At 44.4% G+C, this 26941-nt stretch carries 27 protein-coding genes and 1 tRNA gene; 26 read left to right on the top strand and 2 right to left on the bottom strand.

Annotation, left to right across the window (positions count from 1 at the left end; genetic code table 11):
- Position 1 precedes the first annotated feature (1 nt).
- The 6 genes from ACODJP_RS01970 (at position 2) to ACODJP_RS01945 (ending at position 7876) form a co-directional block, all read left to right on the top strand.
- Entirely contained in the window at positions 2–1474 is a 1473-nt protein-coding gene (locus tag ACODJP_RS01970; RefSeq protein WP_422477918.1) for a sensor histidine kinase, read from the top strand.
- Complete coding sequence (locus ACODJP_RS01965) at positions 1467–2759, top strand: response regulator (protein WP_422477916.1); 1293 nt, start codon at positions 1467–1469, stop codon at positions 2757–2759. Before ACODJP_RS01970 ends, ACODJP_RS01965 begins: the two co-directional genes overlap by 8 nt.
- A gap of 324 nt (positions 2760–3083) precedes the next feature.
- Positions 3084–4070: a substrate-binding domain-containing protein gene (locus ACODJP_RS01960; protein WP_422477914.1), complete on the top strand. Its 987-nt coding sequence runs from the start codon at positions 3084–3086 to the stop codon at positions 4068–4070.
- Between the two features lie 117 nt (positions 4071–4187).
- Positions 4188–5699: a sugar ABC transporter ATP-binding protein gene (locus tag ACODJP_RS01955; protein WP_422477912.1), complete on the top strand. Its 1512-nt coding sequence runs from the start codon at positions 4188–4190 to the stop codon at positions 5697–5699.
- Positions 5692–6777 (top strand): ABC transporter permease, encoded by a 1086-nt coding sequence (locus ACODJP_RS01950; RefSeq protein WP_422477910.1) that lies wholly within the window; start codon positions 5692–5694, stop codon positions 6775–6777. Before ACODJP_RS01955 ends, ACODJP_RS01950 begins: the two co-directional genes overlap by 8 nt.
- A gap of 1 nt (position 6778) precedes the next feature.
- A complete protein-coding gene (locus ACODJP_RS01945) occupies positions 6779–7876 on the top strand; it encodes an ABC transporter permease (protein WP_422477908.1) in 1098 nt (365 codons plus the stop codon).
- Positions 7877–8039: 163 nt separating this feature from the next.
- On the opposite strand, the gene ACODJP_RS01940 is transcribed toward ACODJP_RS01945, so the two are convergent.
- A tRNA-Val gene (locus tag ACODJP_RS01940) sits at positions 8040–8111 on the bottom strand.
- A gap of 110 nt (positions 8112–8221) precedes the next feature.
- Between ACODJP_RS01940 and ACODJP_RS01935 the strand changes: the two genes are divergently transcribed.
- The 18 genes from ACODJP_RS01935 (at position 8222) to ACODJP_RS01850 (ending at position 25023) form a co-directional block, all read left to right on the top strand.
- Positions 8222–9703, top strand: a complete 1482-nt coding sequence (locus ACODJP_RS01935) for a carboxylesterase/lipase family protein (RefSeq protein WP_422477906.1) — start codon at positions 8222–8224, stop codon at positions 9701–9703.
- A 93-nt stretch (positions 9704–9796) separates the two neighbouring features.
- Positions 9797–11101 carry a phospholipase D-like domain-containing protein gene (locus ACODJP_RS01930; RefSeq protein ID WP_422477904.1) on the top strand — a complete coding sequence of 435 codons (1305 nt, stop codon included), beginning with the start codon at positions 9797–9799 and terminating at the stop codon, positions 11099–11101.
- A gap of 2 nt (positions 11102–11103) precedes the next feature.
- Positions 11104–11637, top strand: coding sequence for a hypothetical protein (locus ACODJP_RS01925; protein ID WP_422477902.1), 534 nt, complete (start codon positions 11104–11106; stop codon positions 11635–11637).
- A gap of 7 nt (positions 11638–11644) precedes the next feature.
- Positions 11645–12157, top strand: coding sequence for a hypothetical protein (locus ACODJP_RS01920; protein ID WP_422477900.1), 513 nt, complete (start codon positions 11645–11647; stop codon positions 12155–12157).
- A gap of 219 nt (positions 12158–12376) precedes the next feature.
- Entirely contained in the window at positions 12377–13162 is a 786-nt protein-coding gene (locus tag ACODJP_RS01915; protein WP_422477898.1) for an ABC transporter substrate-binding protein, read from the top strand.
- Between the two features lie 20 nt (positions 13163–13182).
- The gene (locus ACODJP_RS01910; RefSeq protein WP_422477896.1) at positions 13183–13851 is read left to right on the top strand and encodes an amino acid ABC transporter permease; all 669 of its coding nucleotides are present in this window, start codon (positions 13183–13185) and stop codon (positions 13849–13851) included.
- Positions 13852–13897: 46 nt separating this feature from the next.
- A complete protein-coding gene (locus ACODJP_RS01905; RefSeq protein ID WP_422478837.1) occupies positions 13898–14653 on the top strand; it encodes an amino acid ABC transporter ATP-binding protein in 756 nt (251 codons plus the stop codon).
- 91 nt (positions 14654–14744) lie between these two features.
- Complete coding sequence (locus ACODJP_RS01900; protein WP_422477894.1) at positions 14745–15578, top strand: MBL fold metallo-hydrolase; 834 nt, start codon at positions 14745–14747, stop codon at positions 15576–15578.
- 67 nt (positions 15579–15645) lie between these two features.
- Positions 15646–16251 (top strand): KpsF/GutQ family sugar-phosphate isomerase, encoded by a 606-nt coding sequence (locus ACODJP_RS01895; RefSeq protein ID WP_422477892.1) that lies wholly within the window; start codon positions 15646–15648, stop codon positions 16249–16251.
- 14 nt (positions 16252–16265) lie between these two features.
- Entirely contained in the window at positions 16266–16796 is a 531-nt protein-coding gene (locus ACODJP_RS01890; RefSeq protein WP_422477890.1) for a VOC family protein, read from the top strand.
- A gap of 268 nt (positions 16797–17064) precedes the next feature.
- Entirely contained in the window at positions 17065–17634 is a 570-nt protein-coding gene (locus tag ACODJP_RS01885) for a sugar isomerase (protein ID WP_422477888.1), read from the top strand.
- A gap of 15 nt (positions 17635–17649) precedes the next feature.
- Positions 17650–18126, top strand: a complete 477-nt coding sequence (locus ACODJP_RS01880; protein ID WP_422477886.1) for a VOC family protein — start codon at positions 17650–17652, stop codon at positions 18124–18126.
- Positions 18127–18188: 62 nt separating this feature from the next.
- The gene (locus tag ACODJP_RS01875; protein WP_422477884.1) at positions 18189–19196 is read left to right on the top strand and encodes an autoinducer 2 ABC transporter substrate-binding protein; all 1008 of its coding nucleotides are present in this window, start codon (positions 18189–18191) and stop codon (positions 19194–19196) included.
- A gap of 69 nt (positions 19197–19265) precedes the next feature.
- Entirely contained in the window at positions 19266–20780 is a 1515-nt protein-coding gene (locus tag ACODJP_RS01870; protein ID WP_422477882.1) for a sugar ABC transporter ATP-binding protein, read from the top strand.
- 11 nt (positions 20781–20791) lie between these two features.
- Positions 20792–21805, top strand: a complete 1014-nt coding sequence (locus ACODJP_RS01865) for an ABC transporter permease (protein WP_422477880.1) — start codon at positions 20792–20794, stop codon at positions 21803–21805.
- Positions 21806–21834: 29 nt separating this feature from the next.
- Positions 21835–22848 carry an ABC transporter permease gene (locus tag ACODJP_RS01860; RefSeq protein WP_422477878.1) on the top strand — a complete coding sequence of 338 codons (1014 nt, stop codon included), beginning with the start codon at positions 21835–21837 and terminating at the stop codon, positions 22846–22848.
- A 63-nt stretch (positions 22849–22911) separates the two neighbouring features.
- The gene (locus tag ACODJP_RS01855; RefSeq protein ID WP_422477876.1) at positions 22912–24039 is read left to right on the top strand and encodes a substrate-binding domain-containing protein; all 1128 of its coding nucleotides are present in this window, start codon (positions 22912–22914) and stop codon (positions 24037–24039) included.
- Positions 24040–24159: 120 nt separating this feature from the next.
- Entirely contained in the window at positions 24160–25023 is an 864-nt protein-coding gene (locus ACODJP_RS01850; RefSeq protein WP_422477874.1) for a sugar phosphate isomerase/epimerase family protein, read from the top strand.
- A 59-nt stretch (positions 25024–25082) separates the two neighbouring features.
- Here ACODJP_RS01850 and ACODJP_RS01845 read toward each other — a convergent pair whose 3' ends face one another.
- Positions 25083–25493, bottom strand: coding sequence for a hypothetical protein (locus tag ACODJP_RS01845; protein ID WP_422477872.1), 411 nt, complete (start codon positions 25491–25493; stop codon positions 25083–25085).
- A gap of 117 nt (positions 25494–25610) precedes the next feature.
- On the opposite strand from ACODJP_RS01845, the gene ACODJP_RS01840 reads away from it, so the two are divergent.
- Together ACODJP_RS01840 and ACODJP_RS01835 are read left to right on the top strand one after the other, a co-directional pair.
- A complete protein-coding gene (locus tag ACODJP_RS01840; RefSeq protein ID WP_422477870.1) occupies positions 25611–26579 on the top strand; it encodes a Gfo/Idh/MocA family protein in 969 nt (322 codons plus the stop codon).
- Positions 26580–26592: 13 nt separating this feature from the next.
- A complete protein-coding gene (locus ACODJP_RS01835) occupies positions 26593–26940 on the top strand; it encodes a cupin domain-containing protein (RefSeq protein WP_422477868.1) in 348 nt (115 codons plus the stop codon).
- Position 26941: the final 1 nt, after the last annotated feature.

Here is a 26941-nt window from a genome sequence, read left to right as displayed (position 1 = left end):
TATGGAATCACATAGAGCGCATGTCGGCTTATTTCGGAGAATTCTCAATAGTACGAGCATACAACAGACTATCCAAAACTCCTATGTGATCATCATTATCCTTATGATTCTCGCTCCTGTAGTCAGCCTTTCTTTCTCTTGGTTTCAGACCGTCAGATACGACCGGATGATCACCAATGTAAATAGGACGAACCGGGTTAACCAGATTGTGCAAATGGATATCACTAATGAACTATGGGATATCGTTGCTGGTAATAAGACTTTCTCTGAAGGTGAGCAATACGAGATTATCGATGATATAAATAATAGACTCCAGCAAATAAAATTGAATACAGGAGTTACCGAGAGTCGCCAGCTCTTGGAGGTTACCGGTCGCGCTATGAACACTCTGAGCCAGTATGTTGATCGGCTGGGATTGCAGATGGAACACCATTTCTTGGTCACGGAAAATGAAAAAATTCTCGATGAGATCCGAGGAGTGACTGAACTGGTCTCCGATATCTTACAAGACTTCATCGTTCTTGAAATTGAACTTGCCGCCGAGACGAATGAACAAATAAAGAGCACTGCTGTATTACTCTCGATTCTCCAGATACTTCTTGTCCTTGTCGTCATGCTATTCGCTATCCATACACAGAAATCGGTTTCTCGAAGGATCAATAATCCAATTAAAGAATTGGAAAAGCTCTCCAATGAGATTGCAGCAGGAAATCTAGATGCGAGAGCTGAAAAACCTCATGTAGAGGAGCTCGATACACTTACTGAGAATTTGAATACGATGGCTCGGAAGATCCACGAATTGATCGATATCAATATCCAGGAGCAGAAGAACCTGCAAAAGTCTGAAATGCGTGCTTTACAAGCCCAGATCTCCCCCCACTTCCTCTATAATACCCTCGATACTATCGTGTGGCTTGCAGAGGGGCATCAGCATGACCAAGTGATCTCTGTTACCAGGAACTTTTCGAATTTTTTCAGGGCATCGCTCAATCGTGGCAAGGAATGGGTAACCGTACGTGATGAATTTGAACATATCAGCAATTATCTCACAATCCAGAAAATCAGATACCGGGATATTCTTGATTACTCGATAGATTACGATACGACCATGGATAACGAACCCATGTTGAAGTTGCTCCTACAACCACTGGTTGAAAACGCCCTATACCATGGTATTAAGAACAAACGGGGACGGGGAACACTTATGGTCAAAGGCTGGCAAGAGGCTCAATTTCTCTGCTTCCAGGTAGAGGACAACGGCATAGGAATGACCGCATCCAAACTTGAGCAGATAAGAAGCCAGATACAGGCGGATCTCGAATCATCCCAAATCAATGATGTCTACGGTCTCTATAATGTCAACAAACGATTGTCCCTTTACTATACAAACTTCACCCAGTTGGAGATAACCAGTACATATGGAGAAGGGACGAAGGTTCTGTTCAAACTGCCCAAGAGGGAAAACCATGTTTAGTGTATTTTTGGTAGAAGATGAAATTGTCGCCAGGGAGGGAATCCGAAATAGTATTCCCTGGGAAAATACTCCCTACACGCTGGTAGGAGAAGCTCCTGATGGGGAAATAGCTCTTCCCATAATCCGGGATATCAAACCAGATATTCTAATTACCGATATAAAAATGCCATTTATGGATGGTCTCGCGCTTGCTCGAATCGTGAGGAAAGACCAACCTTGGATGAAGATAATCATCTTATCTGGTCATGATGAATTCCAATATGCCAAGGAGGCTATCTCGATCGGGGTGGAGGAATATTTGTTGAAGCCGGTTTCGGCAGCTGAGATGATTAGATCGCTCGATAAAGTAGCTAGGCAGATTGTTGAGGAAAAGGAGCGACTTGATCATGTAGAATCATTGGAGATACGGGTACAGTCCTCTGATGAGATCATACGAGAGCGGTTTTTGAATGATATGGTTATCGGCCTTATGGAGAATGAGGATATCATTGGGAAATCACATGAGATGGGACTCGATTTGCTTCCCGGAGGGTATGTTGTCATGGTGGTGGATTTTCCGATCGATTCAGACGATTTCCGCCAGTGTGCTAAGGCCAAATCATTATTGGACTTTCTCGTGAAGGATCGTCATGAGATTATCCATTTTTCCCAGAGTGTGGAGAAGGAGATTCTCTTATTCAAGCATATGAATGAATCTTTGGTTGATGAATCCATTTATCCATTGGCACAATCCTTGAAATTCGAGATCGAGAGAAATACCGATTGCAAGGTTTCGATTGGTATTGGCTCCGTGGTCGACCATTTGCATGAGACCAAACGTTCATATGCCTATGCCTACAATGCTATGCGTTATATGGCCCAATCTAGGGAAAGGACCATAATTAGTGCAGGAGATCTGCAAATGGAGGATAGGTATGCTCCAGAGGATCCGGATGCGAACGCATCGATACATTCACGGCACTTGACCATCATAAACAAGGCCAAGGAGCATATAAAACAATCTTACCATAAGTCCGATATTTCTCTGCAATCCGTAGCAGCCCACGTTTATATGAGTCCAAACCATTTCAGTACTGTATTCAGCCAAGGTAGTGGTACCACATTTATTGAATACCTTACTTCGGTCCGGATCAAGCGAGCCAAACAACTTCTGTTGGAGAGTGATATGCGTTGTTCTGATATTACCTATGAAACCGGCTACAGTGATCCCCACTACTTCAGCTTTATATTCAAGAAACAGACCGGTATGTCTCCACGGGAGTATCGGAGTACCTTCAGAAAGTAGGTTGACTTGGAAAAGATAAAACAAGTCTATAACCATTCATGCCAACGGTAAAAAAAAGAAACTAGCTCATGTCACGTTGTGTAAACTTTTCTTGACTGGTGCGATGTTTCACCAGATATCGTAAGATATTGAAAGTTCTCCATATAATATCAAACCTTTTTACTCCTTTCTCAATATTTATCTTGAAAGCGTAAAATATCTTACCAAACTCCATAGAATACTTCATGTACTTCTGAAATGGCTGACCTTAGGATTTCATGCATAGATGCGGCGTTGCCGCTAAGCAACTATCTATTTCTTATGATTCCTTAAAAGGAGGGACACATGAAAAAAACTCTAGGTATTTTTATGGTTCTTATTGTGCTGGGGGCGGGAGCTCTATTCGCAGCTGGTCAGCAAGAGTCTGGTTTAACCAAGGTTGGTATTGTAAATCTGCCACCAGAAGAATCCGGATATCGACAGGCTAACGTTGAAGACATGAACGCAGTGTTCTCAGAAGCTAATGGTTATGACGCAAAACAGACCAACACTATGGACAACAGTGAGCAGATTGCTGCCGCAAAAGGCTACATCCGAGACGGAGTGGACTATCTCTTGATCTCAGCAGCAAACGCTTCTGGATGGGATGATACTTTGAAGTCAGCGAAGGATGCAGGTATCCAAGTAATTCTCTTTGACCGTGCTATTGATACAGATGAATCCAATTACCAGGCCGCAATCCTCTCGGATATGGCTTATGAAGGTGAGAAGGCTGTCGAATGGGTGTTGGGTCTGGATCTTGATGAGATCAACCTGATCCTTATTCGCGGACAGATGGGTTCTGCTGCAGAAATTGGCCGAAGTGCAGCCGTTCTTGACGCAGCTAAAGCAGGGAAACTCACTATCGTTGCCGATGGAACAGGTGGAGACAGCTGGAGTCTTGAGGAAGCACGTAAAGTTGTCGAAGCAGCAATTGCTGCAGGTAAGGATTTCAACGTCATCTACGCTCAGAATGATGGCATGGCACAAGGAGCTGTACAGGCACTCGAGGCAGCTGGAATCAGTCATGGCAAGGGCGGAAAGGTCAAGGTCATTGGATTCGATTTTAACCGATTTGCACTCAGAAACGTACAGGCTGGTTACTGGGATGCCGATATGCAATGCAACCCACGTCAGGCAGCTCAGATTTCTGAATGGATCAAGAGCGGGAAAATGCCTAGTGGAGTTGTCTACCAGGAAGAGCTGCTCTTGACTACTGACACGATTACCGATGAACTCATCGCGAAATGGGGAATCAATGCAGATCCTGGTAACGGTGTAATCACAAGGTAGGTATTTGTAAGAAATTACAATCACATGAATGTTATAGATGCAGTGCGGTGCGTGGAGATGATTCCACAAACCGCACCGCAGTTGACTTGTACCGTATCATTATAAGGAGATCTTTGATTGTTGTCAGAAACCATACTCGAAATGAAGGATATCAGCAAATCATTTCCTGGGGTCAAAGCTCTGGATAGCGTAGACTTCAAGCTTCGAAAGGGTGAAATCCATGCACTCATGGGAGAAAACGGGGCTGGCAAGTCAACACTGATTAAAGTCATTACCGGAGTCTACGAAAAAGACGCCGGCTTGATTACCCTATATGGGGAGCCTATCAACTTCAAGACGCCGGAAGAGGCGCAAAACAAGGGAATAGGTACAGTCTACCAGGAAATAACGTTGTGTCCAAATTTGACTGTGGCTGAAAATATGTTTATCGGCCGTAGTCACAGCCCGGTCATCAAATGGAGGCAGATGAACGAAAAGGCGGCACAATTGCTTGATTCCCTCGGTATTCCGGCAAGTCCGATCCAGGAACTCGCGAGCTGCTCGCTTGCTGTACAGCAGATGATTGCCATCGCACGAGCGGTGGATATGGATTGCAAGATTCTCATACTGGACGAGCCGACATCCTCTCTTGATGAAGACGAGGTACAGAAACTCTTCACGCTCATGCGTGAGCTGAAAGAGCGGGGCGTAGGAATCATCTTCATCACTCATTTTCTCGAACAAGTATACGAAATCAGCGACAGGATCACTGTTCTTCGCAATGGAAAGCTAGTCGGCGAATATGAAACGATCTCGCTCCCACAAATCGAACTGATCTCGAAGATGCTGGGAAATGTACTTGAGGATATTACAACCCTTAAGAAACATGGACCGATCGTATTCGATACATCCACCCCTGTCTTTGAAGGAAAAGGGCTTTCGAGTACCGCGGGAGTAAGACCCTTCGACTTCGCCATACAGAAAGGCGAAGTGAACGGATTCGCTGGTCTACTCGGCTCCGGACGTAGTGAAAGTGTCCGTGCCATATTCGCCGCTGACAAGACAACTGGTGGTGAAGTAAGGATGAAGGGCAAGAGGGTGAAAATCAAAACACCGCTGCACGCAATGAAACAAGGAATAGGTTACTTACCGGAGGACCGAAAGGGTGATGGCATTATCGAGGACCTGTCGGTACGCGACAATATCATCCTAGCCTTGCAGGTCATGAAAGGCTTTTTCAAGCCTTTTTCAAAGAATCAGGCACAGATATTTGCCGATGAGTACATTGGGAAGTTGAACATCAAGACGCCAACAGCAAACACACCGATCAAATCTCTTTCAGGAGGCAACCAGCAGAAAGTCATCCTTGCTCGCTGGCTCCTTACCAACCCGGAGTACCTGATTCTGGATGAACCAACCCGTGGTATCGATGTCGGGACCAAGGTTGAGATCCAAAAACTGGTGCTCAATCTTGCCGCTAGCGGGATGAGCCTGACATTCATCTCTTCAGAAATCGACGAGATGATTCGAACCTGTACCCGATTGATAGTCATGAAAGACCGTGAAATTGTAGGGGAGCTTAGGGGGTCGGAATTGACGGAGAGTGATGTTATGACCGTAATAGCACAGGGGGGAAGAACACATGAGTAAATTGATAAAGAACATTTCTCACCTGGTCCTTCCCATCTCGGTGATGACGTTGCTCATCATCATCAATCTCATAAAAGGTGCCGATTATTTCCACATCACCATGGTAAACGGAGCATTCTACGGGAACATACCGAATATCCTGTTCGGTGCTTCCGAATTGGTCATCCTCTCCATCGGTATGACGCTGGTGACTGGAGCTTCGCGGGGGCAGGACATCAGTATCGGGGTAAGTGCCACCATTACTTCTGCCGTATTTGTCCAGTATGTCCTGCAGGCCGGTGAAGTCACACTGCCAGTCATCGTGGCAGGGTTCCTCTTGAGTTGTATCGCCGGCATGGTTCTTGGCGCTTTCAACGGTACCCTGGTTTCGGTATTCAAGGTCCAGCCAATGGTAGCCTCGCTTATACTGTTTACGGGAGGAAGGTCCATAGCCTTCATGATAGACGGTAAATTATCACCAATCCTGGCTAACGATATATCGAATCAGATAGGTACGGTAATACCGGGAGTCCCGATACAAACACCGATAATCCTGACAGTGGTCTTCATCGCAATTGTTGCGGTGGTTATCAAAACCACGAATCTCAGACTCTATGTAGAAACTGTCGGCATCAACCCGAATGCTGCACGTCTGAATGGGATCAACCCGAAGAAAATCATATTCCTGACCTTCTTGATCATGGGAGTCTGTACCGCAGTTGCCGGTTTCATTGCAGTTAACAAGGCAGGACGTCACGACAGCGTCAACTTACTCAAGCTTATCATGATGGATGCGATTCTCGCCGTGGCTATCGGCGGTAACTCACTTGTCGGTGGAAAGTTCAGCATCACCGGTTCCATAATCGGTGCCTACACGATAGAGATGCTGAATAGGACTCTTCTCAGGCTGGAGATAGAACCGGCGATGATCAAAGTATTCAAAGCCGTCTTCATTATCATTCTCATGGTAGTCGCATCGCCCGTGGTCAGGGCTTTCATGAGCAAGACTGTGGACAGGATTCGGTCTCGGGGACATGCTTCAAGCCAACACAAGGGAATTGTTTCCACCACAATCATAGCCAAGAAGCAGGGGGAATAGGATGGCATCTGTGGACATGATCAAACCAAAGGCAAGACTATCGAATTCAAATATTCTGTTTCTCATAGCTGCGGTCATATTTGTACTGATGTATCTGTTTGCGATCATCAGCTTCCCGAATAGTTTCATGCAGTTCCAGACATTCTTCGACTTGTTCAATCTAAATGCCCCACTCATTATCATGACCCTTGGGTTGTGTATCGTCATGATCGGGGGCGGTATCGATATCTCGATAGGCTCAGTGTGTGGCTTGGTGACAATGGCCTGTGCGGTCTTCTTGGAATCTGAGATGGGGAGCGTTTGGGGAGCCGTCTTTGTTGCGCTTGGCATAGGTATCGCATTTGGAATCCTGCATGGATATCTTATAGCCTATCTAGAGATCCAGCCGTTCATCATTACGTTGTCGGGCTTGTTCCTGGCACAGGGGCTACTGACGACACTCCATAAGGATCCGATCAATGTAACGATGCCAGCTTTCGTCAGTTTGAGGGATTTTGATATAGTCATTGCATGGCTTGGGACGAAGAACAGACTGGGTGTTTTCATACCATGTGAGATAAAACCTGGTGCTATAGTTGTTGTGATCCTACTTATCATCCTTGCATCTTTGATGAAGTGGTCACGTTTCGGACGCAATGTCTACGCCGTCGGAGGAAATACCCATAGCGCGATGATGCTTGGTATCAATGTAAAGAGAACAATCTTCATTACCTATGTGATTAGTGGTTTGACAGCCGGTATTGCGGGGTTTGTGTATATAATGACAACTGGAGCCGGCAATGTCGGAAATGCGGCAGGAGCCGAAATGAAAGCAATAGCCTCGGCTATCATTGGCGGTACATTGCTCAACGGTGGGGTAGGAAACCTACTCGGAGCTCCAATAGGAACGTTGACTCTTCTGGTAATCAATGAATTGATTCGTGCGGCAGGAGTTCAATCAAATTTCCAAGCAATGGTAAGCGGACTTTTGCTGTATTTCTTCATAGTGTTGCAAAGCGTTATCATGTCGCTACGTGACAGGAGGAGATTCAGTATAGCTCTACCACCTTATTTGAGGCTGTTTGGCAGGCAGCAGATCGGGGATCAAAGGGAGCGGTAAAAGCCGCAGGGACGCTGTGCAATAGTTGGTAACCATTCGCTTTTTCCCACTGGAACGATCCTAGGGGGAATCTGTCAGGTTCCTGATAAGCATGGTGCTCCATGTGGTGTCTTCTGGCTGGATGTTTATGAAAAAGGCGACCGATTTCGTATCGGTCGCCTTTTGGGCGATACAAGGATTGAACTTGTGACTTCTACCACGTCAAGGTAGCACTCTCCCGCTGAGTTAATCGCCCATGCAAGAAGCACCTTAAAACAATTTTTCAATTCTGTCTAGTCTGTTTTTACAGGTTTGTGGTTGTCCTTTGTGCAATTGGATTCTACAATCGGATCCAGGAGGAGCGCGATGCCTGAAACACAAACCATGGTCACCACCTCGCTCGGTAGAATCAAAGGAGCACTCGATAGGGGTGTTCTCAGTTGGAAAGGAATTCCTTATGCCGTTCCTCTGGTGAAGGAGCAACAGTTCTTGCCCCCAGAGCCTGTTCCTGCCTGGAAAGGAATTCTTGATGCATCTAGCTATAGCGGGATATGCCCACAGCGGAGTTTCCTGAGGAAAAAAGTATCCACAGATAGCCTTACTCTCAACATCTGGTCTCCAGCTGCAGATGGGAAAAGACGTCCAGTCCTATTTTATATTCATGGTGGGTCGCTCAATCATGGTGCTGGCAGTGAATCCTACTATCATGGCTCCTACTTAGCCAGCAAGCACGATATTGTTGTAGTGACTTGCAACTATAGACTGGGAGTATATGGATTTTTGGATTTTGGTGTTCTCGATTCCAGCTATGGACCGAACAATGGGGTACAGGATATCGTTTTGGCGCTCAATTGGGTGAGAGACCACATCCTCGATTTTGGGGGGGATCCCGATTGCATAACCATCATCGGTCAGTCAGCTGGAGGCACTATAGTCTCTGCCCTTGCCACATCATCGGCATGTAGGGGGTTGTTCCATCGTGCTGTAATGATGAGTGGAGGTCCGACTCAAGTTCAATCACCATCATTATGCGAACAAGGTACCGAAGCATTTCTTGAGATGGCCAAAATTAAATCAGCGAAAGAGTTGCTTGCCCATGATTTTGATGGGATGATCACTCTCCAGAAGAAGTTTATCCGTAGTTACGGAATGGGTGCAGCTACATTCAGGGTAACCGTAGATGGAACTACTGTTACCGATTATCCCATCCGAGGGGCAACAGAAGGGAAAGTACTCGTTCCCATGCTCATTGGAACAACGAAAGAAGAGATGGGTTTCATGGCCATTCGACCTCTGGCTAGATTTCTCGATGTAGGGGCAATTGTTACAAGGGGATTGGAACTGGAGTCCTCACAACTGCAAGTAGAACTTGAAGAAACCTATAAAACTCTGTTTGGTGAAGATCGAGGGATGTCCATGATGTACACAGATTTGTTGTTCAGGATCTCAAGCACGTGGTTCGCACAGGCAATCGGTACAACGGGGAATGCATGGATGTATCGATTTGATTTCGAGACCCGAGCCCTCCGAATGAATGGTATGCATGCAATTCATTCCAGTGATCTTCCCTATGTGTTTGGGAATTTCAAACCGGTACTTGTCCGTCCGATGTTCCTTCTCATGGGAGATATGCAACCGGTATACAAAATTGCTGATGAGATCCAGCGGGACATAGTCACTTTTATGGTAGAAGGAGCTTTGGACTGGCCAAAAGCGGATAGCAGATCCGTTCTTGGGAAATGCTATAATGATAGGCGTTGTATCGAACCTCTCGTTCATGGCGAGTTGGAAAATCTATACGAAAAGAGCATCTATCGAAAGAGAAGTCACGCGGGAATTCCAATATAAGAGTTTTTTATTACGATATATCAGAAAAAGTTATTCTTTTACTCCCTATAAAGGCTTTTATCTTGATGCACTTGTTTGTTATATTTTTCTATTATGCGTAGGCGTAGTTCTTTACGATATATGTTGTTTGTTCTCCTTTCATGTACGATTGCCGTGGTCCTTACTAGTTGCTCAACCACCAATCGATTGGAGAGTTTGCGCAATGAATACAAGCATGATGTAGTAGATGTCGCCAAATACATGGAGGATCGAAAGATCCCTTCCTACGGATCTACCCTGCCCAAATATTATAATACTGGTGCTGAATGGAATGTACGGTCACTTGAACTGATAGAAAAAGCGACCGATTATATTCTTGTTTCTACATTTCTTGGGGTAGAACATGAGTCTACTGCTCCTGTCTGGCAAGCTCTTGCGAAGAAAGCTGCTGAAGGTGTTCGTGTTTATATTATGATTGACTCGTCATCAAATTTCCAGATGATTCCTATATCGAATGAGCGAATCAAAGCTGCATTCATGTATCTGCGGGATTTGGGACTCGATGTAGTCGAATATAACTCCCTATCTATGAGCAATTTATTCTTCCTTCCCAACCTGCTCGATAGGGATCATCGTAAATATTGGGTATTCGATGGTGAACTGCTTGCGGTTGGAGGTATTAACGTCAATCAGACCTCTATTGATTGGCCGTCAGGGATGGGCAATATTGATACCATGGCTGAGATCATCTCTCCAGGGGCGACAGAGGCAGTATTGGAAACCTTTGTTGATACGTGGAATCGATATAGTCCACAACGCTTGCATACGGATGATTTCGTCGTGAATAACGAATTGCCTACAGGCGAGTCAAATACTGCTCTCTGGTTTTTGGACCACAACTGGCCTTCGCGATCGAGTATTTCTTCGCTGTTCGATCTTTTCAGTATGTATGCAGAGGATGAATTGTGGCTTGTCCAAGGGTATACCTTCCTCACTCCAGCTCTCCTCGATCGTCTCCGTTATGCCGTAGAAAGAGGAGTTTCAGTGAATGTAATCTTATCGGCTAATTCGACACAACCGAAGTATGAAATGGCCTCCCGTTATGGCGTGTTGGATCTCTTGGATATTGGGGTGAATGTATGGATGTTTGAATCACCCATGAAGGCTTTCCTTCACCTTAAGCTTATGATTGCAGATGATACCCTGGTAACCGTTGGAAGTGCGAACTATAATCTTCGATCCCAGACACTGTCACGGGAGATGAATATCCTATTCGAGGATCATCGGGTTGCCGAATATTCAATGGCGTATGTGGATACGCTTTTGGAACATTGCCGCCCCGTCACTCGTAAAGAGGCTCTCTCCTATCGTAATTTCCGTAGTTGGTTCAACTATGTCCTTATGCAGGTATGGGGGTGAGTATGCGTTGTAGGTTGCTATCCATCATTCTCTTCCTCGTATTGCTAATCGGAATTATTGCTCCAGCATGGGCAAATCCATGGTCTGGAGGATATCGTATAGCTTTGGATGGATATGACTCTCATGCGTTCACTCGTAGTGAACATCTGCATCTTTCTATGATCTACGAACCGTTCGGTGCTGTGGCTACCCATCCCCAGTTACAATTAGGGGTAACAGTTTCTACTGATGGTGACCTTTGGTCTGTTCCTCTGGTAACCATGGGAGTTGGAACAGGATTATTCGTCTTTCAAGAGCATCCGTTCTCACGGATGTTCCGTAGGGATAGTGCTCTTATTCCAAAGATTGAGGCAACCTTAACCTATAATCCCATTGGAAGCGGTTTGGTAGCTGGTACTTTTCTTCTTCAACCCATATCTTTCCATTATGGTGATAAGTATATCGGTATAGCAGGAATTGCTGCTGTCAGAGACTTCACTACCGATACTTGGGGGTGGGGAGTCCGGCTCTTCGAGATTTCCCATTATCTGTGGTAAGGCTGATATGAAAAGAATACCCTTGATATTAACACTTCTATTACTCATCACAATTGGGACTCTTCCAGCAATTGATGTCGGCATTTCTGTGGGGACATTCGATGCACGACCTCAAGGTGGTATGGTTGAAGAAGGCATCCACGTGCAGATGGGTTTAGTCACAGGGTTTGCTTCCCGGTGGGAGGTGGAAACGTTCGTTGTGACACAAGCCTCTCCTAAACCGATAGGAAACCTCATGGGGGGAGGTGCGATCTCTTTCGCTCTCATGGGGCCGGTCTATAGTCATTCCGCTGTCGGCGAAATTCCTCCCTATGGAAACGCCTACTTGAGCTTAGGGTTCATGGGCAATCCTGTAGATGGATCCTCCTATGGTCCATTCCTACGGATAAATCCGATTTCAGCCGGTGGGCCACAATTCAAGTTGCGTGAACGCGGTGCTACGACCGGAATTTATTACAATATAGCTACCGATTCAGTGACGATTTTCTGGAACATTTTCCTGCTCGACTTCTACCTTTAACAAATTCCCAAGGTGGGGTTGACAAGCATAAAAAGCAAAAAATTACTCATTAAAAACCATTGTGAAAAACGTCACATTAAGTGGCTATAACTTTACGGTATATAGTGAGTTATACGCTAATTCCATATCAGATATTCTTTTAAAATTTCCGAAGGGGTTGCCGACACACCATCTATAGTGGTATACTTAGGTAAATCCACCAAATAAGGAGTAGATATGATGAATACGAAACGACTGTGGAAAACTATTGCAACTGTAGGAATTTTACTTTTGATTACCATTCCTCTCGCATTCGCACAAGGGCAGCAGGAAGCTGAAGACAATACGATTAGCTTCGCCGGTTCCGGCGGTTACCCTCCATTCAACTATATGAATGAGTCTGGAGAAGTTGAAGGGTTCGATGTCGATGTAGCTCAGGCAATCGCAGATAAGCTTGGCATGGAGATGGAATATGTCACAACCGCATGGGATGGTATCATCGAAGGACTCCGAGCCAGACGGTATGATGGTATCCTCGGTAGTATGGCGATAACTGACGAACGCGAAGAGCGGGTAGATTTCTCCATTCCCTACTATTACAGCGGTGCACAGGTATTCGTTCTGAAGGATAGTGGGATCGAAAGTGTTGAAGAACTTGATAGCTCACATACCATTGGACTGGTTACCGGAACTACCTTCGAGCAGGATGCTGTTGACCTTGGTGTTCAAGCCAAACTGTATGAAGACGACAATCAGACTCTTCTCGAGTTGATCAATGGTCGTAACGACGGAGTCCTGACCGATAGGGTTGTTGGTCTCAATGCTGTCACTAAGATGAAGGGTGGCGAGAATGTCACTGCAATCGGTTCTGTCTTGAGGGCTGAGACCATGGGTATCGCATTCCATGAAGACGATGACGATCTCCGTGAAAGAGTGAATGCTGCATTGCAGGAGATGCATGACGACGGAACACTCAGTGAAATCAGCGCCAAGTGGTTCAATGGCGAAGACATTACCCGTAAGTAAGGTAGATACAACATATGCCAATGAAAATTATACCGTGGGATTTGGGGGCGATTCCCTCACGATTCTTCCTATTCGGAGAAGCGGCATGGTACACGGTACAGATCACAGGGCTCGGCGTACTGCTGGGCCTGGTGATCGGCCTTGTGGTTGCTTTGGGGCGCCTGTCGAGCAACAAGCCCCTATCATCGATAAGCCGGGCTTATATCTTCTTGATTCGCGGAACACCACTTCTGGTGCAGCTGTTCATCGTCTATTATGGATTGACATCGATCGTCACCATAGCTCCCATTCCTTCTGCTGTTATAGCATTGGGTGTCCATAACGGAGCCTATATAGCGGAGATTTTCCGGGGGTCGATCCAATCGATCCACTATGGTCAGATGGAGGCTGCTAGGAGCCTTGGGATGCCCAAAGGTAAGGCAATGCGGAGGATTATTCTCCCTCAGGCCTTCAAACGAGCAGTTCCCTCATTGGGAAATCAGTTGATTATTGCACTCAAGGACAGTTCGCTTGCTTCTACCATTGCTGTTCCCGAACTTATGCTTCGAGGCAGACAGATGGGATCTTCAACATTCATGTACATGGAGATGTTTATCATTGTAGGTATCTGGTACCTATTGATGACAAGCGTATTATCCTACGTAATCCATCGAATCGAAACCAGACTGAAGGTGAGCGACCGTGACTGAAAAAAAAGATAAGACAAAGAATCCGATCAAGAAGAAGAAAGAGCCGATCGATCCGAATGCGCCATTCTTACGTATAGAGAAACTGAATAAATTTTACGGAGAACTTCATGTTCTCAAGAACGTATCCCTCAGCGTGAAGAAAGGTGAAGTGGTCGTTATAATCGGAGCCTCCGGGAGTGGAAAGAGTACTCTCTTGCGTTGTGTGAACTTCCTCGAGAAGTCCAAGGATGGCAAGATTTACATCGAAGGCAAACGAATAAGGCACCAAGAAAAACAGCTTAACAAGGTTCGTCAGGAACTTGGTATGGTATTTCAGCATTTCAATTTGTTCCCCCACATGACGGTTATTCAAAATGTCATGGAAGGAATGATTCAAGTGAAAGGAATGCCGAAAGATGAAGCACGGTCAAAGGCTTTGGATCTGCTCGATCAGGTCGGGCTGAGTGATAAGGCTGAGGTGTATCCTTCAATGCTTTCCGGGGGACAGAAGCAGCGCGTTGCGATTGCTCGTGCATTGGCTATGGATCCGAAAATCATGCTATTCGATGAACCGACAAGTGCATTGGACCCAGAACTCGTTGGAGAAGTGCTTACGGTTATGACCGATCTGGCAAAACGGGGTATGACCATGCTGGTGGTAACCCATGAGATGTGGTTCGCCAAGGAGGTCGCTGACCGTGTTGTCTTCATGGACGATGGGATAATCCTTGAAGAAGCTTCTCCTGAGAAGATGTTCAGTGCTCCTGAGCATGAAAGGACACTTGAGTTCTTGAAGCAAATCCTTCCCCCTCAAGAGGATTGATAGAAAGATTGGTAGTTCGTGTCCAATTATCCTTGCGTGCTGTTAATTCCTTGTGTATCATTTACTAACGAAGGAATAACAGGGGGCCGACATGGTCAGGATTACCACGCTTATAGATAATCATGCAATGCCAAATCTGGATTTAGAATCCGAACATGGGTTTTCCTGCTTTGTGGAAGTAGGCCCGGTTCGGATTCTTTTTGATACAGGAATGGGCGGGGCGTTTCTGAGGAATGCTGAAAAACTTGGTGTGGATTTGTCTCGGTTGGATCACCTTGTGATCAGTCATGCCCACTACGATCATGGAGGAGGTTTGGTTCCTCTGCTCGAGTCATTTTCTTATACAGCCCTCTCCCTTTGGACGGGACGTGGATTCTCAATAGCAAAGTATGCTGATGAGCCTGATGGCTTACGTTATCTCGGGCTTGATTATGATGCAAAATTGACCAGCATGTATAATTTGATGTGGCATACCGTGTGCAATGATACGGTGATGATACATCCTGGCATTTGGCTGGTAAGTGGTTTCGATCGAATACATCCCATTGAGCAGCTAAACCCTCGATTTGTTACAGAGAACGAGGGAAAGAAGAAAATCGATACATTCTCAGATGAGATTGCGATGGTTATCGATTCTCCCCATGGTCTTGTTTTGATCGTAGGTTGTTCCCACCCTGGAATTCTCAATATTGTCGATTCCATCCGTTCTCGGTTCTCGAAACCACTTTATATGTTGATTGGAGGAATCCATCTCTTCGATGCCTCTTCGGAACGCAGGGACACCGTTGTTAAAGATTTGATCGAACGTTCCATTCCCAAATTGGGGGCTTCTCATTGCACAGGGAACGAAGCTTCCCGTATGTTAGCATCGGAGTATAACGGTTACTTCCCAAACATGGCTGGGACTGTGACTGTAATTGAATGATTTTTATCTCTCATTTTATATAAAATCATCTATTGAAAGATATGTTGGAATATGGTTCATTTTACATATGGATAATAGTGAAATTCTTGATAGGGCAGAAAGAGTTTGGGAAATAGCTGCATACGAGATTGAACGTCTACGTAAAATATATGATAAAGAAGCTTTCTGTAATCTCGTAAGGGTTCTGGCTGATCACGAAGGACGTGTATTTACTTGTGGAGTGGGAACAAGTGGTATAGCAGCCCGAAAACTTGCCCATACACTCTCTTGCATTGAAATTCCATCCATGTATCTAAATCCGGCAGATGCAGTACATGGCGCTCTCGGTGCGATCCAGAAGAATGATATTGTATTTCTTCTCTCCAAAGGTGGAGGGACACGTGAAATAGTACAACTGATACCCTCTTTAAAAGAGAAGCATGCAGTTATTGTCGCTGTCACAGAGAGAGTTGACTCTCCTCTAGCGAAAGCAAGTGACCATGTGCTGCTTGTTAGAGTCGAAAAAGAGGCGGATTCGTTCAATATGCTGGCGACTACAAGCACTCTCACAGTTGTTGCAATGTTCGATGCTCTTTGCATTGCTGTCATGGAATTGACAGGATATTCCCAGGAAAAGTTTGCAGTAATCCATCCTGGTGGGGCAGTCGGTGAACGTCTACTGAAGAAAAGCTAAGTTGGGAGGAGACTATGGAACACGAAAAAATAAGGAAGATGCAATCCAAATTACCATTTCTTTCTCGTGGAGTAGCACAAGTAGCCTATGTAGTCGAAGATCTTGAAGAAACCGTTATGTCTTACCATTCTTTGTTTGGGATTGGTCCTTGGCATTTCTATACGTATGGCAAACCATTGCTCAAGACGATGAAGCGATATGGTAAGCCAACCGAATATCGTATGAAAGTTGCTCTATCATATTTTGGAGATACTAGGATAGAAATTATCCAACATTTGGAAGGTGATACGGTATACGCTGATTTCATACATAAGCATGGATATGGAATCCAGCACTTGGGTTTTTTAGTTGACAATATGGAAGAAGCTCTCCAAATAGTTAAAGAGGCGGGATTAGTTGTTTCCATGGAAGGCGGAGGGCATGGTCCGGACGGTGATGGCTATTTCGCTTACTTGGAGACTGAGGATCTACTTGGTACAACGATTGAATTAATCGAGCGTCCAAAACGCAGACAACCTCCAGAGAAGATTTTTCCGAAACAGTAGCTCCAAAACTTGTAATAGTTGCAAAAATTTACATACATCGAAACAACTTGTAAAATGTATTTAGTTAACATTTAGTTAATTACACCTTTTATTATAAAAAAATCATTCTATATATACGTATAATTATTTTAATTAAAAAGAGTTAGTAATACTTGTAATAAACATGTAAAAATATTTAATCAAGTTGGAAAAAAATTATTATTTAATTGTTGACAACTCAAAAATCCGGCGTTTACAATGAAGATAGAACCATCGAATGGAGGTTTTTATGAACTATACGGAATTGGTCGATATCGTAATCAAAGAGAATAGGACCGTGCTTGATAAGGTCGACACAAAAGAGCTGGACGTCCTTATAGAGGAAATTGGAAAGGCAAAGACCATTCAGCTTTATGCTATGGGTAGAATGCAATTGTCTGTCCGTGGATTTGCTATGCGTCTTAAACATATGGGGTTTGATACCTATATCGTATACGACACCACTACTCCGAGGATTGGAGAAGGCGATCTCTTGCTGGGAATTTGTGCAGTGACCAATGTTGAATTGAATGTAATCAAATGTGCGAAGGATGCAGGTGCCAAGATAGGATTGCTCACTGCACACCCTGAAAATGAACATGGTCAACTAGCAGATTTTACTGTTCGTGTTCCAGGACAAATTTTCGGAGGAGAACTGGAAGTGCCATCCGTACAACCGATGGCCTCTTTACTTGAGCAGTCGATGTTCCTCTTTACAGATATCGTCACCATGATGTTGATTGAACGATATAAAGTGGATATCAAGGAAATGCATTATCGCCATACGAATTTAGAGGGTATTCCCCATAAATTCGCTTAATATGGAGGACAGGATATGAAAGATGGGCAATTGGTACAAGTCGCACAAGTGGTAGAAGATATTGATAAGGCAATGAAACATTTCTGGGAAGATTTTGGAATCGGTCCCTGGGATGTGTATGAGTATGGACCAGAGACTGTTCAAGAGAGTATGTATCGGGGAAAACCCAATACTCAGCATTATGCGTTAGCCGTTACCTGGGTTGGTCCAATCCAATATGAATTGATGCAGCCTCTTGACGGTTATAGCATATACAATGAGTTCATTGAAAAACATGGATATGGTCTTCAACATGTGAAATTCTACTATTCCGATTGTGCCAAAGCCGTTGAGGAGTATCGAAAGAAGGGGTATGAAGTAATCCAAAGCGGAAGGATTGGAGAAGATGAATTCTATTATCTTGAATCCGTAGATAAGGTCGGCGCTGTACTGGAGCTGGGTAATGCTGGAGAGATTCCACCCCCGATACGAACATATCCACCACAACAGTAGTGGTTTCGTTAGTGTTTGACTGCCACAGGTGTGGCAGAAAGTACATTTATTTGGAGGTACGTATGAAGAAGGTAGGAAAAATTTTGCTTCTTGGTCTTGTGTTGCTCATAGCGATGCAAGGACTGTATGCCGCTGGCGAACAGGAAGCTGCGGCTGCGGAAGATGGGCAATATACCATGGTAGCAATTCCAAAATTGCGCGCTGCATGGTTCAATGCTCTTGAAAAGGGGATGTTACAGGCTGCGGATGAATATGGCGTAGAGGCTTACATGCAAGCTCCTGCAGCTGCCGATGAAGCCCAGCAAGTCCGTCTTATCGAAGATGCCATCAATCAGGGTGTAAATGCAATCATGGTCGTGCCTAACGATGCTAATTCTGTTGTTCCGGCGTTCAATCGGGCAAAAGAGCAGGGGATAGTAGTAATGACCCATGAATCTCCCAATCAGGAAGCTGGTGACTTCAATGTTGAGATGATCGATAATGTGAAGTTCGGTGAAACTATGATGAAAGAGATTGCAGCTCGAACCGATGGTAAAGGGAAATACGTTGTATTTGTTGGTTCTTTGACTGTTCCCGCCCACAATATCTGGGCAGATGCAGCAATTGCTTATCAAAAAGCCAATTATCCTCAGATGGAATTGGTTACCACAAAACAACCAGTATCCGAAGATAGGAATGCTGCCCGTCAGAAGACATTGGAATTGCTGAGTGTACACCCCGACTTGAAGGCTGTATTGGCTTTCGGTAGCCAGGGTGCTCCTGGAGCTGCTCAGGCTTTACGTGAGCGAAGTCTGATTGGACAAATCGCTGTTGTCGGTACTACAAGCCCCATGGAAATCGCTCCTTTCTTGAAGGATGGTTCGGCTAGTCTCTCTGTTCTCTGGGATCCCGGTGAAGCTGGTTATGCAATGGTCTATCTTTCAAAGTTGATCCTTGACGGAAAACGTGACACAATCAAGCAGGGACTTGAAATTCCAACTCTTGGAGTTCCCCAGATTGATGGAATGAACGTTCTCTTCGATCGTCCTCTTATTGTCGATGCAGACAACGTGGATGATTACGGATTCTAAACTGTCCGTCACATTTTACTCTGTAACCGGACGGAGATATCTCCGTTCGGTTACCATTTGGAGAAGTCTATGGATTTCATAACAATACAACATGCCAGCAAACGATTCAGCGGTGTCCAAGCCCTTAAGGACGTCTCGTTCAGCGTCAAAAAGGGTGAAGTACATGGGCTAATCGGTGAGAATGGTTCTGGTAAATCGACACTAATCAAGATTTTGGCGGGTGTTCTTCCGGCAGATGAGGGAACGATCACCATTGAAGGTAAAAAGATTACATCATATGGTCCCCTCACAGGAATTAGATACGGAATTAGCGTTATTTACCAAGACATTTCTCTTTTCCCTAACTTGACGGTTAAGGAGAATATTCTGTTGGGTAGGGTTCTGGAACAAAACCGTAAGGTATTCTCAAAAAAAGAATTTTCCAATCGTGTGACACGTATTTTGGATGATCTCGGAGTCGTGATACCCCAAGAGGAATTAGTCGGTGAATTGCCTATTGCACAACAACAGCTCGTTGCTATCGCAAGAGCTTTGAACAATGAATCCAAACTTCTTATCCTAGATGAGCCCACGACAGCATTGACGCGACAGGAAATCAACCAGCTATTTCGGTTAGTTAACAATTTGAAGGATCAAGGTATATCGGTTATTTTTATCAGCCATAAATTGGATGAAATCGAAGAACTATGTGATACTGTTACGATATTGCGGGACGGAGAGGTTGTCGCATCGCGTTCGATGGCTGATCTGACTATTGATGAAATTGAGAATCTTATGGTCGGCAAATCGATGATCCATGAGAGGAATGTTGTTGAAAAACTTCGCAATGAGAAAGTTCTTGAAGTAAAAAATCTGACAAAAAGAAATAATTTTGCCGATATCTCATTTACTCTCGATAGAGGAGAGATTTTAGGAGTCATCGGGCTCCTAGGTTCTGGAAGGACCGAATTGGCGTCTGCACTTTTCGGTATTTCACCTGCCGATTCCGGTGAAATTATAGTTGACGGGAATAAAGCCCACATCCGTGAAGTCAGTGATGCTGTAAATCATGGAATCGCCTATGTTCCTGAAGACCGTTTGACGCAGGGACTCGTGATGAATAAGTCCATTAAACTAAATATTGGAATAGTCACTCTTGATAATGCTACCAACAAATTGGGTTTGGTCGATACGGATAAGATAGATTCTTTATCAGATGAATGGATAGCCGGAATGAGAATCAAGACAGATACAAAGGACAAGGTAGCTCGAATGTTGTCAGGGGGAAATCAACAGAAAATAGTCTTGTCAAAATGGTTGGCATTGGGACCAAAAGTCTTGATTTTAGATGGCCCGACAGTTGGTATAGATATTGGTGCGAAAGCTGGAATTTTTACAACCATTAATGAAATGGCGAAAGATAAGGGAATGGGCGTAATCCTTATCTCGGATGAAATCAGGGAAATAACGAGCCACTGCCATCGTGTGATAATCATGCGGAACGGTAGATTTGGAAAAGAATTGAAAGGTGATGAAATTACCGATGCAGCAATTCAACAAGAGCTCGATGAACAGAAGCGCGTCATTGCGCAGAATCTTTCGTAAGGAGCATAGACATGAAGACGCGAATAAATCTACTGAGAAGCCGCGAAATGTTATTGGGAATCACAATCCTTGTGATCTTGGTACTCTTGTCATTGCTCTCTCCTAGTTTTATGACTTATACGAATATTGTAAATCTTCTCAAATCTTTCACAGTATTAGGGATTTTTTCATTAGGCGTGCTATTGGTTATTATAAGTGGTGGAGTAGATGTCTCTTTTACCGCTATCGCACAAGTTGTACAGTATGCTGTTGTCTATCTATTTTTGAACAATATGCAAGGTAATGTTTTCCTTGCTTTTATTTTTGCAATCGTGCTGGGAACTTTTATGGGATTGTTCAACGGTTATCTGATACACCGTTTTAAGATGCCCGCGATCATTATCACGATCGCAACACAAAATTTATTCTACGGACTCATGTATGTTATTACGGAAGGTCAGTTGATATATGTGATTCCCGAATATTTCTGGAAAATTTCCAACACGATGTTATTCAAGCAAATTGCTGCAAATGGTGCGGTCTCAGGGATCAGTATGACTACAGCTATTTGGTTTTTTCTCTCAATTATTGTAGCTCTCCTTCTCAAGTTTACAGTCTTGGGACGTAGCATCTACATGATTGGAGGAAATCCGGTCGCTGCCCAGCGTATAGGGGTAAATAGCCGTAACACAACGCTTTTCATCTATGGGGCGATGGGTGCTGTAGCTGGAATCGGTGGAATCGTCCATGTTTCTATTGTACAAACAGTCATACCAAACTCTATTGTAGGACAGGAACTCCAGGTTATTGCAGCTGTAATTTTGGGCGGTGCTAGTATTACCGGAGGCAAAGGGTCGGTTTTGGGCACATTCCTTGGGGTCTTGTTATTTGCAATTCTGAGTAACAGTCTTACATTGCTGCAGATATCAAGTTATTGGTACAACGTATTTACTGGAATGATCATATTGATCAGTGTGTTGCTGAATGCTATGCAGGAGATTCAGCAGCAGAAACAGAAGATTCGCGTACAAGTAGAGAATGCCTGAGAACAGTTAGATGGTAAGGAGAATATTCCATGGTTGATATATCAAAGATGATGAAAAAGGCGCGCAGAAGTGAACAATTTTCACTAGTAATAACTTTGATTACAGTATTCCTTTTGCTCTGGTTTCTCAATGGTACGAAGTTTGTTACACTGCGGAATTTACGTTCAATGTCGTACCAATTGCCGATAATCGGATTCCTAGCTATAGGAATGATGATCAGTGAGCTCTCTGGTGGTATCAATTTATCTATCATCGCGAATGCGAATCTTAATGGTGTCGTCATTTATCTGGTACTTAATTCAATAACTGGTGGAAGCATGGGAGATGCAAACCTTACCCAGGTTTTTATTGCTATCCTCGCAGGATTCGGTGTCAGCACTTTCATCGGTTTTATAAATGGCATGTTAATCGCCAAATTGAATATACCTGCGATCCTAACTACACTTGGAACCATGACACTTCTTCAAGGAATTAGTCTCGTTCTGACGAAAGGCTATACAATATCAGGGTTTCCCGATTCATTGATTTTCATTGGTAATGGGAGTGTCTTAGGAATTCCTATGCCAATTCTCGTTTTTATTGCTGTCGTAATTCTCGCACATTTTATTCTAAATAAATCGGCTTTCGGAATACGTTTATATATGACTGGTGCGAACAGAATCGCTTGTCGATATTCTAATGTCAATACAACCAAGATAATTGTGTGGGAATACATCCTTTCTGCTTGGTTCGCATCGATCACTAGCTTGATTATGATTGGTCAATTGAACTCGGTGAAAGCCAATTATGCTGAATCATATCTCCTGGTTGCTGTTTTGGCTTCATTCTTGGGGGGGGTGGATCCCAATGGTGGTTTTGGTAGATTGTCGGGTATGATTCTTGCCGCGATCATATTGCAATTGATTTCATCTGGATTGAACCTACTTCGACTTGATCCATTTATGATTACAGCAATGTGGGGAGCTATTATAATCATCCTGTTATTTGGAAGAGAAGTGGCTCAGAAAATCTTTGGCAAACGATCAGTTAAAAAGACTGGATGAAATAATACATAATCTATAGGGTATCTCCCTCTCTAGGGATGATTTCTGGCAGAGGAATGTCATGTGAAAATTTTAAAAAGTGAATCCATCAGCGAGGATTTGCGGAACAGAATCTATTCAGGCGAATTTAACGCAACCCATAGGCTTCCATCAGAGAATGATCTATCTGCATACTATGGATGTTCTCGACCGACGCTGAGAAAAGCATTGGATTCACTTGAATCTAGTCATCTAATTACCAGACGACAAGGTTTAGGCTCTTTCCTAACGGCAGAAGGGTTACAGCCATACTCAAAGAAGATTACATCGGACGGTGCTCCTGCTCTATTTGGACTAGTTTTTCCAGGATTAGGAGCTAACTATGTCTTTGATCTTATATGCAGTGAACTTGCGCGCATTCTAGCTCAACGTGACTGTTCGCTTGTCTGGGGAGGAACTGTCCAACCGAAATCAAAGACACTTATGGATGACGTGAAACAAATATGTTCGAAATATTTGGAATTGAAGGTAGATGGAGTATTCTTCTCTCCAATTGAATATACGCCGCTACGGGATGAGATTAATAATTATATACTTCAGATATTTGAAGATGCACACATTCCCGTAGTGTTGATTGATTCAGATGTAGTCGATTTTCCCCAAAGATCTGCACATGATTTGGTAAGTATAGATCATATCCAATCAAGCTATCAGGTTGTACGTCATATGGTCGAACAACAAAACAACGAAATTCATTTTATCTCACCTCCCATGTCCAGCCGTACGATCAAACTACGTCAGATTGGTTTTCGTGAAGCGTTGTACGACAAGAACATTCACGTAGATAGAGATTTGGTGCATGAAGGGGATCCTGGTGATATAGACTTCGTAAAATCAATATTGGATCGAGGAGCAAAAGGTATCCTGTGCTCGAATGATGGAACAGCGGTCACGCTTCTTCAGACCCTTCATATATTGCATATTAAGGTTCCAAAGGACCTTATCGTAGCTGGATTTGACAACTTGAGTTATCTATCACAGATTAGAACTCCTCTAACCAGTATTGCTCAACCAATTGAAATGATAAGTCAAGAGGCGGTTCAAATTATGTTAGAAAGGATTAAGGATCCCCATCGTCCTTATAAAACAGTCAGATATCCTGGGGTTCTTATATGTCGCAGGTCAACAAACTTTGGAGCCGAGCAGGAATAATTAGAAGAATGCTGAAGGAATTCAGAACTTGCTCAATGTAGAGCTTTGGAAATTTCCTGTACCTTACTTAGTGGTTCGGTACAGATCGTAGATTGAATTTTTAAAGGTGGAGGATCAGCAATGAGGACAGTAGGAATTTATTATGCTTTCTGGACACATGAATGGGATGTCGATTTTGTTCCCTATATCAAGAAAGTAGGTAAGTTGGGGTTTGACCAACTTGAATTGAATGGTGGGACGATCGTTCACATGGACCCGAAAAAGCAGAGAGAACTGAAGGCCATGGCTGATGGTGAGAATCTGAAGCTCTCTTATGGCATTGGTTTGCAGAAACCATATGATGTAGCCTCACTTGATGAGAATGTTCGTCAGAAGGGCTTGGATTTCATGAAGAAAATGATCGATGCTATCGCCAATATGGGCGGAGGTATGATTGGTGGAACTGTACATGGATACTGGCCTTCGACTTTACCCGAAGGGTTGGATTCAAAGAAGCCCTGTTGGGACCAGAGTATCAAGAGTTTGAAGGAATTGTCTCCCTACGCCGGCGATAGAGGAGTACAACTGAATATCGAAGTTATAAATCGATTTGAACAGTTTCTGGTGAATGATAGTCATGAAGCTTTAGCCTATGTAAAAGAGGTGGACCATCCTGCCTGTAAAGTCTTGCTTGATACCTTTCATATGAATATTGAAGAGGACTCATTCGGTGATGCAATTCGGAGAATCGGTCCGTATCTTGCATCGATCCATCTTGGAGAAACAAATCGTAAGACTCCCGGCAAAGGTCGTATGCCATGGAAAGAGATCAAGAAAGCCTTAGATGATATTGGCTATGATGGACCCATGGTGATGGAACCCTTTGTCATGAAGGGTGGACAAGTTGGTCGAGATATCGGGGTTTGGAGAGAGATTGAGGAGAATCCCGACCTAGATGCACTTGCAGCTGAAGCGGCTCAGTTCGTCAGAAAGAATCTCATATAAGAACTTGATAGGAATCAAAGTATGGAGCCCTTTTCCTTTGTCGGGATTGGGCTCTTCCACTAAAGCATGATAAGTGGATCGAAGGAGGCTCCCCGAGCAGCTGGGATATAGGTCTGACTTTCCGGATCATACTCTAGGAAAGCTGAAGTGACCGTTCCCCGTTTCTGGATTGGAATTGCTCTCGGTCCAGCCCAATTTCTTGGATTTTTCGTGTTTGTGTATGTAACCGTAATCCGGTCTCCTGTGCTGAGTCCAGTTGCACTTTCGACGACAGAGACAATTTCCACGTTCAATGTGACCTCGGTATTCCTGCTGAAAAGGAAGCGTCGTGTGGTTGATCTGAGTACAGCTATCTCCAATTGTTCAGGAGCCGATACTTGCATTCGTTGATATTCGACTGGCGCTATCTCAGCCGATACGGTAAAAGTCCCTACTATGAAAAGAAAGAATATCGTAAACAGGTATTTCATGGAGATTCCTCCGTTGGTAATACTATGTGGATAGAGACCGTACTGAGTCAACCTATGTTTGACGATTGGCGGAAGATACCGTATCATGCAGTCAACGAGTCGTTGAAGGAGAAAGCCATGCGTACAATCCGATGGGGAATTATTGGCTGTGGGGATGTTACTGAGGTAAAGAGTGGACCTGCTTTCCAAAAGATTCCGGGATCTTCGCTCGTCGCAGTCATGCGTCGTGACGGCAAGAAAGCCGCCGATTATGCCAAACGGCATCAGGTACCCCGTTGGTATGACGATGCAATAGCTTTGATCAATGATCCCGAAGTTGATGCTATTTACATCGCAACTCCACCCTATGCCCATTTGGAATATACACTTCTAGCTGCTCAAGCCGGAAAGCCCATCTATTGTGAAAAGCCCCTCGGTCTATCTTATGAGCACAGTAAAAAGATGGTGGAAGTATGTCAGAAACACGATGTACCACTTTTTGCAGCTTTCTATAGAAGGGCTCTCCCAAAATTCCTATTGGTAAAGAAGTTGATAGAGGAGAATGCAATCGGCACCGTGAGGTCAGTTTCTGTTCTTATGTGCCAAGCCCCGAAAAAGGAGAACTTGAACGGATCGGCATGGAGGATTAAACCGGAGCTCGCTGGAGGTGGCCTTTTCCATGATGTCGGTTGTCATGTGCTGGACCTTTTGGATTGGTTGTTTGGGCCGATTATCGAAGCCCATGGACGGAGTGGACGACAGGAGACCGACTATGATGCTCCTGATATCGTCAGTGGTAGCTGGATATTCGAAAATGGAGTACATGGTAGTGGTATGTGGAGTTTCAACGCATGGGACGACTTCGATTCAGTTACGGTAGTCGGATCAATAGGGACTCTTACTTTCAGTGTGATGGATCTGGCAGCACCGTTGGATTTACAAACTCTAGACGGTTCGAGGACCATTGGAGTTCCCGAACCTCCCGAACATGTAGCCCAACCACTAATCCAAACAGTAATGGATCAGTTGTTGGGAAAGGGAACTTGTCCCAGTACCGGAGAAAGTGGATTGCGTACCGACTGGGTCATGTCACGCATAGCCAATTGAAGGAGAGTTAATCATGTTTGTCGGACATAGAGACGAGATTGAGAAGATAGTACAGCACCACCCAGCGATGCGGGGGGTGGAAAAACAAATACTTATTGGTCCTGCGCAGGGCTGGGGTGACCATGTGATGCGTCTTTTCACCTTGGAGAGGGGAGGGTATGCGCCTCGACATTCCCATCCTTGGCCACACATCATGTATGCGGTTGAAGGATTGGGAAATCTTTTTATGGACGGAAAAGACCATGAATTGACTCCAGGAGCAGTCGCCTATGTTCCTGCCGATATTGAGCATCAGGTCTCGAACGCGGGAGATGGTAATTTCGTGTTCATTTGTATCGTTCCAAAAATCGGCGAGGCTTGAA

It is taken from the genome of Pleomorphochaeta sp. DL1XJH-081, assembly GCF_049310885.1.
Classification (GTDB): domain Bacteria; phylum Spirochaetota; class Spirochaetia; order Sphaerochaetales; family Sphaerochaetaceae; genus CAYZJV01.
The sequence above is the reverse complement of the archived record's forward strand: the minus strand, read 5'-3'. Positions and strand labels throughout refer to the sequence as shown.